Source organism: Paraburkholderia phenoliruptrix, from assembly GCF_902859825.1.
Lineage (GTDB): Bacteria > Pseudomonadota > Gammaproteobacteria > Burkholderiales > Burkholderiaceae > Paraburkholderia > Paraburkholderia phenoliruptrix.
In genome coordinates this window covers 65,786-81,900 of the sequence record NZ_CADIKB010000032.1, presented here as the reverse complement: position 1 = coordinate 81,900, position 16,115 = coordinate 65,786, and the positions used below count along the sequence as shown (strand labels likewise).

Here is a 16,115-nt window from a genome sequence, read left to right as displayed (position 1 = left end):
CAGATGGTCGTTCGTCTTGCTGTCATCGTGCAGATCCTCTGCTGTGTTTGTGCGGGTGTCCGCTTTAACACAGCCTGCGAGTATTAGAGAATCGTTACCGACTTGCGCATAAGGCATGGCTGTCGCTGCACGAATCCCCTGCAACGCAGCGAGCCTATCGTAAGGAAGCCGAACGCCTGATCCTCTGGGCGATCGTGGACCGCGAGCGGGCCCTGTCGTCGCTGACGACGGAGGATGCAATTGCGTACCGGAGTTTTCTGCGTCGGCCGACGCCGCGCGAGCGCTGGGTGGGACCCATGCGCCCGCGCACCTCGCCGGAGTGGCGACCATTCTCCGGTGGGCTGTCGGCCCGCTCGACCGCCTACGCGCTGTCGGTGCTCGGGGCGATGTTCCGCTGGCTGATCGAGCAGCGCTATCTGCTGGCCAATCCGTTTGCCGGCGTCAAGGTGCGCGGCACCAGCCGCTCAACCGTGCTCGACACGTCCCACGCCTTTACCGAGGGCGAGTGGACGCTCGTGCGTGCCATTGCTGACGGACTTGAGTGGTCATATGGCTGGGAAGCGCCGGCGGCGCAACGCCTGCGCTTCGTGCTGGACTTCGCGTATGCGACCGGCCTGCGCGTCAGCGAACTGGTCGGCGCCTGTCTCGGCAACGTCGACACCGACGCCCGGGGTGATCATTGGCTGAACATCATCGGGAAGGGGCGCAAGGCCGGCAAGGTCGCGCTGCCACCACTGGCTCGTACTGCGCTGGACCGCTACCTGGTGGAGCGAAGGCTGCCGGTCACGCCGACCCGCTGGCATCCCGATACGCCTCTCATCGGCAGGTTCGAGCAGGACAACGCGGCAGGCATCAGCGGTGTTCGGCTATGGGAGGTCACACGGCGTTTTTTTGCGAAAGCGGCCGAAGTCATCGAGGCGGACAACCAGGTGCTCGCGGAAAAGCTGCGCCGCGCGAGTCCGCACTGGACTCGGCACACGCATGCAACCCACGCCCTGGCTCGCGGCGCCGAACTGACCACGGTACGGGATAACCTGCGCCATGCCTCGATCACGACGACGTCGATCTACCTGCACAGCGACGAAGTCAAGCGCGCCCAGCAGATCCGGAACGCCTTCGCGGAAAGATAGGGTTCCAGCTGAACCGTCCTGAAACGGCATGCTCTTTCCGGTTTATATAACCTGGACGCTTATGATAGGAATTCGCGCGTACCTTGTTCATCCCCCCTATCCGTGGCGGACATCCTGAACTCCGACGATTTGCGCGCCGAGATTCCGGCGCTCGGGCGGGATTTCAAGGTCATGGGCAAGCGCGCTGGCGACCGTATGGACATCACGCTCGCGGTCGCTTTTATCGATCGTTGGGTCGGCGACGTCGCAGATTATTTTGCTGTGAAGGCACGCCTCGTGCAGCGAGTCCAGGAACGCCTGGGACAGGTCTGCATGCTTCAGATCAATACGCTGGATGATCCTTGTGCTCGTGACGAAAGCAGCCTCTATCTGACGGTGACGGGTCTGAGCGCCGAACAGGGAGACGATGGCGAAGTGGGGCGCGGTAACCGCGTCAACGGCTTGATCACGCCCTATCGCCCGATGTCGCTCGAGGCGGCCGCGGGTAAGAATCCAGCCGCTCATGTCGGGAAGCTGTATAACGTGCTCGCGCACCTGTTGGCGCAACGCATTCTGAACGAGACGGATGGCGTAACCGACGTGACGGTCCGCTTGCTGTCCGCCATCGGAAGTCCGATCAACCAGCCTCAACTGGCGGCGGTGGATGTCCGCGCGCCCGGCGGACTTTCTCCAGAGCAGCGCCGCGGCATACAGGAACGCGTCGCACAGGGTCTTGACGAGCTGCCGATGCTAACGCGACAACTCGTCAACGGAGATATTCCTGTTTGCTGACCGGCACTGCACAACGTCGGCCGTCGGCTGGGCGGCTCACTGCGCTGGCGCGGACTGCTTTTGCTGCTCGATCATCTGTTCCATCATCAATTGCATCATGTCCATGCGTTTTTCCATCATGTCCATGCGCTGGTTTGCGCCTGCTCCGCGCTTGCCGCTTTCCGTGCGATTGGACATGCCGCCCATGCTTTGCCCACCCATCATCTGCATCATCGTCGGGCCGCCCATCGAGTGCATCGCCTGCATCGTGTCCTGCATCGTCTGCATATGTTCATCCAGCAGCCGTTTGCGCTCCACGGGATCTTTCGTCTGGCGGATCTTGTCCATTTGAGCCAGCATTTTCTGCATCTGCTGGTGCATGTCATCAAAGCGCCTGGCGGCCTCGGGCGTCGGCGCCGATTGGGTGGCTCCGGCAGTTGCGACCGCAGGCGATGGCGTGTTCTGTGCGGCGCTGTCCGGGTGATGTGCGTCGTTGGCCGATACACTTGAAGCGGCAAGCAACGCTGCGGTTGCGACAAACAATGCGACTCTCGTTTTCATGGTGACTGCTCCGGTAAGAGAAGACATCATTGTGCGAGTCTGTCACGAGGGACAATTGACCCGGATCAACCATTCGCGCGGTGGCATTGCCTCGCCAACACAGGGTTGCCAGCGCAATCGCAAGCCGCGGCAGGATCAAAGTTGCCGCCAGCGGGTGCTGGCGGCCCTGATTGGGTTCAGGCGTTATACGCGAAGGTTGCCATCATGCCGGTCGCCATGTGGTACAGGTGATGGCAGTGAAATGCCCACTGTCCGGGGTTGTTTGCATCAACGGCGATTGTGACCGAGCGCCTTGGCGGCACCATCACTGTGTCTCGCATTGCGCCTGCGAAGCGCCGGCCATCGATTGCGACGACCTGGAAATGATGTCCATGCAGGTGCATCGGGTGAGCCATCATGCTCGTGTTGCGCAGCGTCACCTCGACGCGGTCGCCGCGATCAACGGCGATGCGAGGGCGCGCTTCCAGGCCCCATCGGTAAGCGGCCATGTCGCCGGTGAGTGCCATGTCGAAACTCTTGCTGGGCCGTCGCGATGCGAGCGGCGCGGCGGCCCGCAGCTTTGCTTCGAGAGCCAGATCGAGAACCGGTCCGTGCATGTTCCCGGTATCGGCCAGCCTGGCGACCTGGGCTCCTGGCGCCTGAAGAACGATACCCGTGCGCTCCTTGCCGCCTTCGCGTAGTGCCAGAATCGGGAAGGCGCGTCGCTCGCGCGGCAACTGCAGCCGGACATCGATGCGCTGTGCCATGCTCAGAGGGAATCGCCGTCCTTTTACAGGCTCGACAGGCTGACCATCAACGGCGATCAGTGTGCCTTCGAGTTCACCGAAATCTACGGTGAAGGCTGTCGCGGTCGCGCCGTTGATCACGCGCACACGAAGCCGCCCACCGCTCTCTACCCGGACGACTTCCGGGTCGTCGAGCGTGCGATCGTTGGCGAGATAGGCGTCGTAATCAATGTCGTTCAGATCCATTGGCATCGCAGAACTGCTCATCTGCATCGCGGCCGTCGAGCCCTGCGCGGTTCCGGATCCCGACATATCCATGCCGGGCATACTGTCATCATCCGTGACGTTTCCGTCATGCCCCGTCTTGCCGGCTGAATGCGCACCCGGCGTACTTATGGCCTGTGCTGGAGCAGAGGGAGCGCGGTTCTGTGTCAGCCGCGCCAGAAGCTCTTGAGGGGAAGTGAACGAGAAGTCGTGCAAAAGAATCACAACCTCCTGCTCGTCGCGTTTCGCCTGGTTGGAATCAGCCACAATCAGCGGTGCAGCCAGGAGTTGCTGTTCCTGCAGCGTATGGGCATGCATCCAGTAGGTTCCCGGGCCACCAACCGGAAAGTCGAACTTACGTTGCGCGCCATTGGCAATGAGCGGCAGTGGCGCATCGGGGACACCGTCGCTTGGCCACGGGGGTGTCAGGCCGTGCCAGTGCACGCTGGTGGGCTCCCCGGTTTCATTGCGCAGGACGACGTTGAACGTATCACCCTCGCGCAGCGTGAGGCCAGGCGTGCCGTCCTGCTGCTGAATGCCGTACACGCTGGCCGGGCGCCCATTCACTTCGATGGTCCGGCGCACGACGGCGAGTTGCGTGGGCGCATTAACGCCCGCGCCGGTAAGTCCTTCGCCGGCCTGGGCCGGCTCGATCAGGGCGGGCCGCAGCGCCAGCGCGGCCGCACCAGCAAAAGCACTCCTGAGAAATCCACGACGACTGGTCGTCCACGTGCTCGACAGCGTTGCGAAAGGCGCATCAATGAAGTTTTGCATTTTGATTTCCTCGACATAAGTTGCCCGGAGGCCTCATCAGGCTACCAGGATGTATCTGGACCGCACCGGAGGTGCGGCCAAGGCACTTACGCGAAAAAAATCGCGGCGGACGCTCAATCCCACCCGTCAGGAAACTCGTGGCGGCGTCAGAAGCCGGATGCCAGGCATGCAAGACGGCAATTTCACGACCGCGCATGATTGGGGAAGGTGTCGGCGCAACCGCGCCGACACCGCATCGGGTGGACATGCCGCACTGGCTGACAGCATGATGGTGATCCGTTGTCCCGTCGCCGTGGCGTTTGGATTGACGCTCGCTTACCGCGCCAGGGAGATACCGCGAGGCGTCACCGTACTGAAGCTCTGCGCAGCGCATATCACGTGTGGGCAGCGACGCTTTCACGCTCGGCTGGACATCGCAAAGCATTGAGGTCGCCGCTGTCGACCGGATCGGCAGACTCACGATCATCAGCAGGACGAGAAAAAACGCGCGCCAGCGATACATGGGAAGTGTGATGAGCAAGGTTACAGGACGATTTTCATCGATGACTGCGCAACGCAAACTCCCGGTCGTTCGCACGGCCGAAGCATGGGTGCCGCCGAGCGGCTGCTGTTGCGTCCACGGACTACCGGCGCACCCATCCGTGGACCGCGCGCAATTACAACACGTTGATCACGATGCTAGCACTGCTGAATTCCATTGCTGCGCCTGCGACGATCGGACGCGGCTAATGTGGGGGCAAGGTCAAGCGCGAACCGATGGGCTGTAGCCTTCAATTCGAATTGCCGATATGAATTCGCTTGCCTCGCACGCTGACTCAATGCGCACGGTTCTGGCCGTGATATCGATCTCCACTTTCGCCTGCGCGTCGACGTCTTTGACCGCCTTGGTGACGACGCTCGCGCAGTGTCCGCAGGTCATGTCCTTTACTTCCAGTTCCATGTCATAAACTCCGTTTGCCGACGACAACTACAGTATCGACGTTCCAACGATGGGAAGGTCAAGCCGCTATCAGTGAATTTGTTCCGTCAGCCCTTCCAGAATCGGACAGTCGGGACGCGAGTCACCCCGGCAGTGCTTGGCGAGGTACTGAAGCGTATCGCGCATTTCCGTCAGGTCGTGGATGCGCCGGCTCAACTCCCCGATGTGGGCTTGCGCCAGACGCTTGACTTCGCGGCTGGGGCGGTTGCGGTCTTCCCACAGACTGAGCAATGTGGAAATCTGTTTCATGGAGAAGCCCAGCCGACGCGCCTGATGAACGAATCGCAGCACCTCGACGTCCTTGTGCGTGTACATACGGTAATTCGACTCGGCGCGTGCGGCGGCCTGAATCAGCCCAGCCTGTTCGTAGTAACGAATCATCTTGGCCGATACACCGGAAGACCTGGCTGCTTCACCGATGTTCATAATCAACTCCTTCCTACCATTTTTATATTTTGAACCTTCCGGCAATGGGAAGGTAAAGCTCCCGCCAAACCGACCCGCAGAGTCCGTCGGACGCCCCGGGGCGCCAGCCTTCGATAGTGTTGAACGAAACGGGGGCACTTCGATACCTTGCGTGTCCACGCGACAATTCGACTTCGTACAGGGGCCTGAACCAGCACGCTCGCTCGCAGTAGCGAATCATCGTGTCCCTTACGCGGGACGACCTGCCACGTTACCGACGTTCATACGTCCTTCCAATAGCCTTTTGACCATTCCCTAAAGGGAGGATCAAGCCTGCTGCAGAAGCGTTCTGGATGAAATTGCTCATACTGGCTCCCGAGACGCCGACTCGCTTTCGCGCGCCAGGGTGCCCCATTTCCCTGCCTGCGCGGACGGGAGAGTGGTGACGAGATGGGTTGGTGCGGCGGCAAACGTCACGGCGAAAGCGGCCGGGAAGCGCCTGCCGTCGCTTCGACCCTATGGTATCGACCAGATCAAGCGTGTGGCACGCTGGCTAGGGGGCGGAACTACCCACTGGCAGGAAGAATACTAAGCGCTTCCGCCGGCCTTTCATCGTCACGAGCCCGATCGAATTTTCGATATGAACCCAATGAAAGCAGCCAAATTTGAAGCCCTTGTTTCGGCACAGCGCAGCCTCATGATCCGCGATATCCCGGCCTCTAATACCTCAGTGCCAACCGAAACGCCGACGCTCACGAAGACCGAACTGATCGAACTGCTGTGTGACCGGGCAGGTCTTAACGCGCGGGAAGCGAGAGAGATGGTTGCGGCATTTTTCGAGGTAATGGGCGAGGCGCTGGAAAGCGGCGAAACCGTGAAGCTGTCGGGCTTCGGAGGTTTTCGATTACGTGATAAACCGCAGCGACCCGGGCGCAATCCGAAAACCGGTACCGCGACTTCCATTCCGGCTCGCCGTGTCGTCACGTTTCATGCAAGCCAGAAGCTCAAGGCGCAAATTGAAACTGGCGGCGAACAGGATGCCGCGCCTGCTTTTACGGAATGACTGGTCCATGACTGATCCTGTTCAGCCTGACATCTTTGCGGTGGCCAACCACCGGCTCGCCATCGTTCAGGGGATCTACGCCGGAACCCCAGAAAATTCCGTCGTTCCACATTGTGAACATTAATCGGCTTATTCCAGCCGAAGAATGTTGGAGCGACGTCCGGTGAGTGACATGACGGTCTCGGTCACACGGACCATCAGGACCGTTACGCGGGGCCCAGTTCGATTACATTGTGGGACAGGTCGAGACAATCTTCGCAGTCCCGGCAAACCCAGTGCAGCATCGGCCCGACCGGATCTGGATGGTCGCTGAACGTTGTCAGCGCCGCGTCGTACTGAGCATCGGACGTGCTCGAGCGCAGTATCCGCTCGAGATTAGACTCGATGCTGTCCAGGCTGCATTCACCGATGCCGGACTTGAACACCGTCACACCGCCTGACGGGTTGACCGCGAAGAAGAAAAACGCCTTCGTGTCGACCATGTGCGACAGGATTGTCCTGGCGATGAAGTTGCTCGGATTGATCAGCGCATTGAAGATGCGGTAGCCGTAAAACTCTAAGCCGAAGTGTACGACCTCGAAGTCGTCGGTGCCGCGTATCGAGTGGCCAAAGTTGAAACCGCTGCGTGTTACGTCGTTCGGAATGTCATCCACCGGCCGCAGTGCCAGGCAAGCATAGTGCGTCTGGCCCTCGGCCACGAGTCCCATCGCAAAGCAGGGCGCGCGCTCGGCCAGCAAGGCCTCGACAAAATTCCGGTTCATGCGGAGCGTTGGCAGCATCGGGCATCCTTCATCGTGAATCAAATCAACATTTGCCGACCTGGCTGTGCGGTGCGTCGACGTCGAACATCAAAGGCTATACATCGTCGAGCTCGAACAGCGCGCGATCGGCGGGCCGCGACAGATAATCGTCCATCATCGCGCGGAAATCGGCTTCATCCCACTCGCCGCGATCGACACGCCGCAGCAACGCCTCGCCGGCCAGCATGATCTTTCGCTCGCGATCCGCGCGCGTTTGCTTGACCTGCTGGCGCTGCGCCTTAGCTGCCGCTTTGCGGGCTGTTTTCAGCTCCTGCAGCTTTTCGTCTGTCGCATCGAGACGACGTTTCAGCATGTTCATTCTGGCGTCCTGTTCGAAGAAGCGGTTTGCGCGGGAAACCGGCGCGCCGGCGTGCGCCGGTTCGTTACATTCGCGCCGTACTGTCGCGCCCAGGTGCGTACCGAGGGAGCGATATCGACTAACGTCGGCGGCATGTTCGGCAACACATCCATCGTCCAGCCACCCAGCCGCTTTGGCGCAATATACGCCGGTCGCCAGCTGCCGTCGGCCAGGATATCGATCACGAACAGCGACGTGCCGACGCTCAGTCGCCAGGTGTTGACCACGGCTGGGGGTAAAGGATTACCTGGTTGTGGCATCGTATTCCACCGTAACAGGAATAAGGGATTCCAAGCCAGAACCGCCGAAAATTCGATCACTCCAATTCGAGCCCTGCAATGAGCGCGTCCAGGTCGATTTTGTTGTCGCTTTGAAAAGTGTAGTGCCCGTTCAAAAGGATATGCCGCCAGGCTGCCGGTGATATCTGCGTAAGCCGCGCCAGCGCCTTGGCGTTGCCACTGGCCTCCCATTTCGTCAGTAGATGCGACAGAATCGCCGAGTTGTAAAAAATGATGACGTTGGCGATCAGCCGGGCGCACTGGTTGCTGATCTCGATTTCGATGTCGGTGCGGCCGGTCAATTCCTTCTTGCCGCCGACCTGGGCGATGGTCGAACGAAGCTGATGGTAAGACTCGAGGCGGTTTTGGGAGCGATGCACGTTTCGCTCGAGCTGCGGGTCGCGCAGGTAACGCAACGTGTAGATGGTACGAATGAGCTTATCGAACTCAAAAATCGCGCGACGTGTCGGGTTTTCCTGCGAGTACGTACATAGTTTGCGGATCAGCGAGCCCTGCGTGATCTCTTTGAGGCCCAGCGTGGCGACGATCTGATCGATATTTGTCTTCTCACTGGTGATGAGCTGCCGATCGATTTGTCCGATCGGCTGAATCAGGCATTTCTCGTACAGCGCCGGGTCGTCGATACAATACAATTCCTGCAACTGGTCATCGAGGTTTGTGAAGCGAGGCTCGAAGCGCAACCCGAACCAATACAGGATAGCGAAGTTGGCTTTGTTGATGCTGTGCATGTCGCCGGTGATCGCAGTCGGCACTATATCCGACGTGTTGCGATACCAGATGTCGAACACGTGATGCGCCTCGTACTCGTGCGCGCCGATTAGGTAGCCGTTCAACGGGACATGATTGCACAGCAGCGTGTAGGCGACGACGCCTTTGCCTCGTCCGAAGTATTTGCGCGAGTAACGCGCCTTCACGGTCGGTCGCTCGACGCCGAATTTCTGCCCATCGACGGCGCTGTACAGCGCATCGAGATCGAACGAGTAGTACGGGAAGATCGGCAGCGCGGCGATGGCGTTGCTGATGCAGTCGTTGGCCGCATGCAGCGTCGCCTGACGCAGATACTGCTGGTAGGTGCTATCCAGAACGTGGTACGGAATGTCGCTGGTGCGCGCCATGACATGGTTGCCATGGTTCATTGCCTGAGCGATGATAACCGCCATCAGGCTATCGGCGTCCGCTACCTTCTTCGCGTAGCGCGGCTGCAATGGCGTCAGCGCCGACAGGAACTGGCACTGGCCGTTGACGAAGCGGAACACGTCGGCAACATCGCAGAATGGCAGTTGCTCGTAGAATGCCTGCTCACGCACCTTCTGGTTCTCGGTTTTCGGTTTGCGCCAAATCAGCTTCTGCGTATCCTTGTCGTATTCCAGGTGCGTAAGCTTGCCCTGTTTCAGCTCTCGGTTGAAGGCCAGCCATTGTGCATGCAACTCGGCCGCTAACGCATCGAGTTGGGCATCGATTGGCTGCTGCAGGAACGGGATCTCCATCTGCGCCAGCGCGTCGGCCTTCTCGTTCATCGAAACAAGCTCGTCGGAGAAGTGACGATGTTGCAGACTGTCGTCGAGATAGATCTCTCCCGACTGGAAGCGCTTCCGGATCTGGCGGTACAACCAGAATTCGTAGCGATCGGCGTGCAAACCGGTCGGCTGACCATCAGCGCCGAAGATCAGCAGGTACGGTCGCAGGCGCTTCGGCAGCGTGGCCGCGGGACATTCGGCGAGCGGTCGTTGTGACAGGCGCTGCTGTTTGGCGAAGGCCCCCTTGACCCAAGCCAGCGCCGCGAGCCACGGGTTGTCTGGGGAGGTGCCGACGAAGTCGAGCTCGACGTACAAGGGGCGCAGGTGACGGCGAATACGTTTGGCTAGGCCGTCCACCGCCAACCAGTGTAGTGCCAGTTGACTCAGCGGCTTGACCGTCATGCGTTGCGCCGTGTTTTGTAGCACATCTTTGGCCATGATTTTATAGGCGCGCTGACGCACCTCGCCGAACGGCGTCGGATCGGCTACGCTGTCGTCCACATAGAGCGACAACAGGCGGCCGATCTGCGGCGTTTCCCGATGGCGTTTTACTTGCTCGGCGATGAGTGACTGTTTCGCGCCCGCGCTGCTTTCTTCCTCGAGCTGCTTCATGTGGAAGGCCATCGCATCGACCAGGTTGTCGGTGAGCTGTCGGAAGCGCACCCAGGCGTAACACAGCAGGTAGAGCTGCGCCTGATCCGCCTTCAGGTTGCGCAGGTCGTGGACGGTATAGAAGTTCGCCAGGCTTGCGTAGTACAGCACGTTCTGCTGCGAGATATCCAGCCGGGGCAGCAGCGTCCTGGCGATTTCGTGCAACGGCTGCAGCGTGCCGCGCTTTTCGCGTTCGCGGACCATCTGACGCCAGCCGAAATTCTTGGCATCCTGTTTCAGCGCCGCCAGTTTCGACAGAGTATCATCGCGCACCAGAAGTTGGTCTAGCGCGGTTTGGGTCAATTCGTCCAATACGCCGGTGAGCAGGTCGCCCAGCCGCCGACGTTCGACGGACAGGGCTTCGCTGACTAGCTCTTGCAAGGTCGTGTAGCCGGGCCGGATCATCTTGTGCTCATTGAGCCACACGATGAGCTCGGCGGCGACGAATCCCGGTGTCACGTCGCGACGTACGATCTGCGCGGCCTGCTGCATGAGTTGCGGCAGGAAGGCGGCCACCCACGGTCGATAGCCGTACAGTTCAGCGATCTGTTCGCGCTGGGCGTAGTACTCGTGCCGGGTGATCGGCTTGCGTTCGAACGGCTCGCCGTGGAAATAGCGGCTCAACACGAAATCGTAATCGTCCTCAACCTCGTCCCAATCGAAGCGGAAGAAGGCGTGCTTGGACTTGAAGTAGCCAATCTGCAAGATGCAATAGACCTGCGCGGGTATGGAGGGCCGGCTACTGGCGAGCGCCAGTTCGGATTCGGTCAATGCCAGGTATTCCAGCCGCTGCGCATCGTCGAAATCAGGCAGGCCATACAGGGCTTCCTGTTCGGCGTCGGAAAAGACGCTGAGCAGCTTATTCTTGTTGATCATCGACCATCCTCTCCACGCAACGTCAGATCCTTCAATTTTGTGATATCACGACATGGGGTACGACAGAAATATTGAACTCCCGCATTCTACAGAGATAAGCTTTATTATCTCTGTGGCATTGTTTCCATATTAAACTCGATGACATGAAAACGCGCCCCACGAGCCCGTCCGCCGCCGACATCCCGACCGACTTTCCTGATGCTGATGCACTGGCAGCGCTGCGTGCCTGGTACGAGGGCGCATCCTCGCGTGAGGCGGCACACCGGTACATGCAAGATCGGCTCAGCCACAGCCAGTCAGCCCGCGGCGTCATCGGCCAGATCCGCCGGCAACTGGCACTTTATGCCCGTAACCGACAGCGGGCAGATCTGGCCACGCTGTTCGAATGCCCGGCCCAAAAGCGTATGCATCATGCGCGCGCCACCACGCAGGCTGTCGAGCTACTGCGCATCATGCCTGCGCCAGCTCCGCAGATCGGCGACGACATTGCGCACTGGCTGCCGAATCGCGCTGCCCGCACCCTGCACGCGGCCGGCATCCGGACCCTGGCCGATCTCACGGTACGGATTCCGCGTCGCCGGCAGTGGTGGACCGTCATTCCGGGTCTCGGGCCGGCCAGTGCAAGAAGGATCGAGGCCTTCTTTGCCGCGTACCCGGCGCTCACGGAGCGGGCCCGCGCACTGATCATCGCGGATCGGCAGTCAGTCGTGACGCCTTGGGAGCAACTACGGCTACCGCACGAGATCGACGGATCCGCCGGCGCCTTCCGCGCACCGGTGTCGGCCTGCATCCTCGGCGTCGACAACGATTACGACGCTATCCAGGCATGGCTCGCGTTGCACGAATCCCCGGCCACGCAGCGGGCCTACCGCAAGGAAGCCGAACGGCTGATTCTCTGGGGCATCGTTGCTCGCGGCAAGGCGCTGTCTTCGCTGACCACCCGGGATGCCACCGACTACAGGGCGTTTCTGCGCAGACCTACACCGCGAGAACGCTGGGTCGGGCCACCGCGGCCGCGCACATCAACGGACTGGCGCCCGTTTGTCGACAACCTCTCGGCCCGTTCGATTGCGCATGCGCTTGCCGTGCTCAGCGCCATGTTCCGCTGGCTGGTCGAGCAGCGCTACGTCGTGGCCAACCCATTCTCCGGCATCAAGGTACGCGGCAGCAAGCGCGCCATGGCTCTTGAAACCTCGCACGCTTTCACCGAAGGAGAATGGATGCTGACGCGCACCATCGCCAACGGGCTCGAGTGGTCGTACGGCTGGCAGGCGCCCGCTGCGCAACGGTTGCGGTTCATGCTGGATTTCGGCTACGCAACGGGACTGCGGATCAGCGAACTGGCTGACGCCACACTGCGCAGCATCGAAGTCGACGCAGCCGGTGATCACTGGCTGCACGTGGTCGGCAAGGGCGGCAAGCCAGCCCGCGTTACCCTGACACCCCTAGCGCGCACAGCGCTGGACCGATATCTGCAGGAGCGGGGGCTTCCTGTCAGCCGTGCTCACTGGAATCCGACCACGTCCCTGATTGGCAGCCTTGACGACGCCGATGCCGGCATCAAGCCCTTGCGGCTGTGGGAAGTCATGCGCCGGTTTTTTCGGCTCGTCGCGCAGATTATCAAGAACGACCATCCGGTGCTGGCTGAAAAGCTGCATCGGGCCTCTCCGCACTGGATGCGGCACACCCATGCGACCCACGCGATCGCCAGAGGGGTTGAGCTGAGCGCCGTACGAGATAACCTGCGTCACGCGTCGATTTCGACCACGTCGATTTACTTGCATACCGACGATGTAAAGCGGGCACGGCAGTTCGGGCAGGCATTTACCGACTGAGTTACTCGCTCGGCACGTCAGGCAACAAACCGATTGACGTTCACAATGTGGAATGACGGAATTTTCTGGGGTTCCGGCGTAGAACCCCGTTCACGTCGAAACGGCATTGGTACGCTGGCGCGAACGTAACCCCACTGTGTTACACAACACGGTCTCACCGGTCGAAGCGTTGAGCGGGCTACATGCGCGGATGACCGCCAGAGCGGCAGAGCGGCAGACCACCGTGCGCTGAATCGATCTGATCTTTGTGGAGCGTCACGCACTCGGCATTCTCTACGATCGTCCGGTTGGAAGCGCATGGCCCGGACTGCCGCCTGAAGCGATCGTCAAGCTGCTTTGGTCATCGTGAAATCGACATGCACGGCATCGTAAGGAAACACGACACCTTCGTCGGTCCGATCGAGCACACCGGCCTGAAGCAGGGCAGTTACATCACCATGCACCGCTTTAACATCCCGATCGACCCGGCGGGCGACCTCACGAATCGACATATCGCCCTGTCCGGCCATGGCCTGCAGGATTTCCCACCGCTTGGTCGTCAGTGTTTGCCAGAGCAGGGCGACCGAGGCGAACGAAATATGCGCGCCTTGCGCCTTACCAGCGAAGGCTGCTCGCGCACGACGGCTGATGTCCGCGCGTGAGGCTACGGAAAAGGTCACTGTATTCATGCGGGCCTCCATTGATCCACGTCATTCCAGAAATCTTCCAAAAGCTGATCCGTCGTTGTGAACTGGTACGGCATCTCGACAGTCCCGACATGCTTGTGATCGCCCTTACCGGCTTCGTTATCGTAGCGAAGTACGCAGATCTCATTGACGACGTAGGCGAAGGCGTATTTGTATTGATGTGCTGATGCACGCACGGGCGTTGGCACTTGCCATATCCGCAGTTCAACGAACGCGTCAGGGCCGAGTTGGTGGCGCTCGCTGAGCAACTGGATTGCTTTCATGTTGGAGATTTTACCAACAATTCATGTGTTGTCAATATCTCCAACACAAATGGACTGAGGAATGGAGATCGGTAGCTTGACCGGTAGTCGCGGCCCTAGTCAAAGCGGCTTTGCCAGTGCTGCAGGTAACGCCCGGCCAACCCTCGTGGCGCCATTGATCACGCGCACGCGCAGTTGCCCGCCGTCCTCTACCTTCACGATCTCCGGATCGTCAAGCGTGCGGTCGTTGGCGAGATAGGCGTCGTAGTCGACGTCGTTCAGATCCATCGGCATCGCAGAACTGCCCATCGGCATGCTGGCCATCGAGCCATGACCACTTTGCGGACTCGACATATCCATGCCAGGCTTGCTTGCCTTGGTCCATAGCCATCGCATCATGGTTCGTCCTGTTCGATGAGTGCGAACCAGGTGAACGGTGCGCGGGCGGTGCAGCAGAGGCCGGGCTGGATTGCGTGAGCCGGGTGAGAAGTTCCTGAGGGGAGGCGAACGAAAAATCGTGCAACAGGATGACGACCTCCTGTTCGTCACGCTTTGCCTGTCCGGCATCGGCAACAATCAGCGGCGCGGCGAGCAGTTGCTGTTCCTGCAGCGTGTGTGCGTGCATCCAGTAGGTTCCGGGACTCCCTACGGGAAAGTCGAACGTGCGGTGCGCGCCCGCAGCGATCAGCGGCAGCGGTGCATTGGGGACGCCGTCGCCCGGCCATGGAGGCGTGAGGCCATGCCAGTGAACGCTGGTGGGGTCCGACGTTTCATTGCGCAGGGCGACGTTGAATGCGTCGCCCTCACGCAGTCTAAGTCCGGGCGTGCCGTCCTGCCGCTGGATACCATAGACGCTCGCCGCGCGGCCGTTCACTTCGATGGTCCGGCGCACGACGGCGAGTTGCACGGGCGCCGCTGTGCCGGCGCCCGTGAGCGTTTGGCCGGCCTGTGCCGGCCGGTTCAACACTGGCTGTAGCGCCAGAGCAGCCGCGCCCGCAAACGCGCTTCTGAGAAATCCACGGCGATTCATCGCCCACTTGCCCGACGCTGCTGCGAACGGGCCATCAAGAAAGACAGGAGGAGGGCCATCGATACCCTCTGTCAGGAAACTCGTGGCTGCATCGGATGCGGGGCGCAGCGCATTGACAATGCGAACGTCACGAGCGGGCGGCATGACGGCAGAAAGAAGGACGGCTGCACCGGTGTAGCACGGAGCGCATACGCCGCACTGGCCGGCAGCGTGAGTGAGCCTCATCGTCCCGTCGCTACCGTGATCGCATGTTCGGCTCGTCATGGCGACGGGAAGGTGTTGACCGGCAGCACTGTCCCGCATCTCCGCGCCGTGCGTGTCCCGCATCCCCACCGCTGCCGTCACGGCCGGCGGGACGTTGCCTGGCAGCGACGCCGCCAGGCCCGTCCGGATGGGCAGGCTCAGGAACAGCAGGACGAAAAGCAGTGCGCGCCAGCGAAGCATGAGAGCCGAAATGGATGAGTTTGCGGGACGAGTCTTTACCTGGGGCAGTGCAGCTTGTGGGGCGAATGCGGCGCAAGCATGAACTCGTCGGACAGGCCCGTCTGTCCGTTTCGATGCTACCACCCCTGAACGCCGTTACCGCGTCTGCGACGACCGGTCGCACGGGAGTTGCACGGAAAACCGGGCTGGGACGTCAATGCGCACAACGCCGCGTTCGTCCGGACAGGGCCATCCGGATATTGCGGCATCGAACCGTGGCGACCGCATGGCACGCCAACTCGCCGCGCACCGGCGCCGGCGTTCAGGCGCGAACCGCCGGACTGTAGCCCGCCTCCCGAATCGCAGAAACAAAATCGCCGGCGGGATGCGTCGATTCAATGCGCACCGTCCGGATCGTGAGGTCGATGTCGACTTTCGCCTGCGCGTCGACACCCTTGACGGCCTTTGTGACCGCGCCCGAGCAGTGTCCACAGGTCATGTCCTGTACTTGCAGTTCCATCCTGGAAGCTCCGTTTTCTGAAAAGACAGAGTCATTTTCGACCTTCCCACCATGGCAAGGTCAAGCACTTGTCACGGGCAACATCCGGCTATCGGGGATCTGTTCTCTGGAAGACTGGTGCGCCTGTCGGTCGGGCGTGGGTGCGGCCATCACAGGTGGAGATCATTGACATGCAACCGGGCATATAGCCAGTCGCCAGACGGTCACAATGGAATCTCGTGGCGCTT

Annotated in this window: 17 protein-coding genes and 1 pseudogene; 5 read left to right on the top strand and 13 right to left on the bottom strand. The window is 60.7% G+C overall.

The window, feature by feature from the left end; genetic code table 11:
• Positions 1-104 precede the first annotated feature (104 nt).
• Positions 105-1,130: pseudogene (locus HV711_RS25155) on the top strand (tyrosine-type recombinase/integrase); the annotation flags it as partial.
• 102 nt (positions 1,131-1,232) lie between these two features.
• Positions 1,233-1,901, top strand: coding sequence for a methionine adenosyltransferase (locus tag HV711_RS25150; RefSeq protein WP_244142731.1), 669 nt, complete (start codon positions 1,233-1,235; stop codon positions 1,899-1,901).
• Positions 1,902-1,937: 36 nt separating this feature from the next.
• On the opposite strand, the gene HV711_RS25145 is transcribed toward HV711_RS25150, so the two are convergent.
• The gene (locus tag HV711_RS25145; RefSeq protein ID WP_035485556.1) at positions 1,938-2,441 is read right to left on the bottom strand and encodes a hypothetical protein; all 504 of its coding nucleotides are present in this window, start codon (positions 2,439-2,441) and stop codon (positions 1,938-1,940) included.
• A gap of 176 nt (positions 2,442-2,617) precedes the next feature.
• The gene (locus HV711_RS25140; RefSeq protein WP_051224794.1) at positions 2,618-4,204 is read right to left on the bottom strand and encodes a multicopper oxidase family protein; all 1,587 of its coding nucleotides are present in this window, start codon (positions 4,202-4,204) and stop codon (positions 2,618-2,620) included.
• A 49-nt stretch (positions 4,205-4,253) separates the two neighbouring features.
• On the opposite strand from HV711_RS25140, the gene HV711_RS25135 reads away from it, so the two are divergent.
• Complete coding sequence (locus tag HV711_RS25135) at positions 4,254-4,631, top strand: hypothetical protein (protein WP_175145295.1); 378 nt, start codon at positions 4,254-4,256, stop codon at positions 4,629-4,631.
• 315 nt (positions 4,632-4,946) lie between these two features.
• On the opposite strand, the gene HV711_RS25130 is transcribed toward HV711_RS25135, so the two are convergent.
• On the bottom strand, positions 4,947-5,144 hold the full coding sequence (locus HV711_RS25130; protein WP_035485559.1) for a heavy-metal-associated domain-containing protein: 198 nt from the start codon (positions 5,142-5,144) through the stop codon (positions 4,947-4,949).
• A 69-nt stretch (positions 5,145-5,213) separates the two neighbouring features.
• Positions 5,214-5,609 (bottom strand): Cu(I)-responsive transcriptional regulator, encoded by a 396-nt coding sequence (cueR, locus tag HV711_RS25125; protein WP_035485561.1) that lies wholly within the window; start codon positions 5,607-5,609, stop codon positions 5,214-5,216.
• Positions 5,610-6,228: 619 nt separating this feature from the next.
• Between cueR and HV711_RS25120 the strand changes: the two genes are divergently transcribed.
• Positions 6,229-6,651, top strand: a complete 423-nt coding sequence (locus tag HV711_RS25120; RefSeq protein ID WP_035485564.1) for an integration host factor subunit alpha — start codon at positions 6,229-6,231, stop codon at positions 6,649-6,651.
• 206 nt (positions 6,652-6,857) lie between these two features.
• On the opposite strand, the gene HV711_RS25115 is transcribed toward HV711_RS25120, so the two are convergent.
• From HV711_RS25115 to HV711_RS25100, 4 genes are all read right to left on the bottom strand, one after another.
• Positions 6,858-7,430, bottom strand: coding sequence for a hypothetical protein (locus tag HV711_RS25115; RefSeq protein WP_007180433.1), 573 nt, complete (start codon positions 7,428-7,430; stop codon positions 6,858-6,860).
• A 76-nt stretch (positions 7,431-7,506) separates the two neighbouring features.
• Positions 7,507-7,770 carry a hypothetical protein gene (locus HV711_RS25110; protein WP_007180432.1) on the bottom strand — a complete coding sequence of 88 codons (264 nt, stop codon included), beginning with the start codon at positions 7,768-7,770 and terminating at the stop codon, positions 7,507-7,509.
• On the bottom strand, positions 7,767-8,129 hold the full coding sequence (locus tag HV711_RS25105) for a hypothetical protein (protein WP_156903410.1): 363 nt from the start codon (positions 8,127-8,129) through the stop codon (positions 7,767-7,769). Before HV711_RS25105 ends, HV711_RS25110 begins: the two co-directional genes overlap by 4 nt.
• Positions 8,126-11,152, bottom strand: a complete 3,027-nt coding sequence (locus HV711_RS25100; RefSeq protein ID WP_007181927.1) for a Tn3 family transposase — start codon at positions 11,150-11,152, stop codon at positions 8,126-8,128. Before HV711_RS25100 ends, HV711_RS25105 begins: the two co-directional genes overlap by 4 nt.
• A 143-nt stretch (positions 11,153-11,295) precedes the next feature.
• Between HV711_RS25100 and HV711_RS25095 the strand changes: the two genes are divergently transcribed.
• Positions 11,296-12,987 carry a site-specific integrase gene (locus HV711_RS25095; RefSeq protein ID WP_007180429.1) on the top strand — a complete coding sequence of 564 codons (1,692 nt, stop codon included), beginning with the start codon at positions 11,296-11,298 and terminating at the stop codon, positions 12,985-12,987.
• 326 nt (positions 12,988-13,313) lie between these two features.
• On the opposite strand, the gene HV711_RS25090 is transcribed toward HV711_RS25095, so the two are convergent.
• From HV711_RS25090 to HV711_RS25075, 5 genes are all read right to left on the bottom strand, one after another.
• Entirely contained in the window at positions 13,314-13,655 is a 342-nt protein-coding gene (locus HV711_RS25090; RefSeq protein WP_035482647.1) for an HVO_A0114 family putative DNA-binding protein, read from the bottom strand.
• Positions 13,652-13,936, bottom strand: a complete 285-nt coding sequence (locus HV711_RS25085) for a toxin-antitoxin system TumE family protein (RefSeq protein WP_035482649.1) — start codon at positions 13,934-13,936, stop codon at positions 13,652-13,654. Before HV711_RS25085 ends, HV711_RS25090 begins: the two co-directional genes overlap by 4 nt.
• A gap of 99 nt (positions 13,937-14,035) precedes the next feature.
• Positions 14,036-14,203: a cupredoxin domain-containing protein gene (locus HV711_RS33590; RefSeq protein ID WP_244142732.1), complete on the bottom strand. Its 168-nt coding sequence runs from the start codon at positions 14,201-14,203 to the stop codon at positions 14,036-14,038.
• A complete protein-coding gene (locus HV711_RS33585) occupies positions 14,148-15,389 on the bottom strand; it encodes a multicopper oxidase domain-containing protein (protein ID WP_244142733.1) in 1,242 nt (413 codons plus the stop codon). Before HV711_RS33585 ends, HV711_RS33590 begins: the two co-directional genes overlap by 56 nt.
• 301 nt (positions 15,390-15,690) lie before the next feature.
• Positions 15,691-15,888 carry a heavy-metal-associated domain-containing protein gene (locus tag HV711_RS25075; protein WP_035482651.1) on the bottom strand — a complete coding sequence of 66 codons (198 nt, stop codon included), beginning with the start codon at positions 15,886-15,888 and terminating at the stop codon, positions 15,691-15,693.
• Positions 15,889-16,115 lie beyond the last annotated feature (227 nt).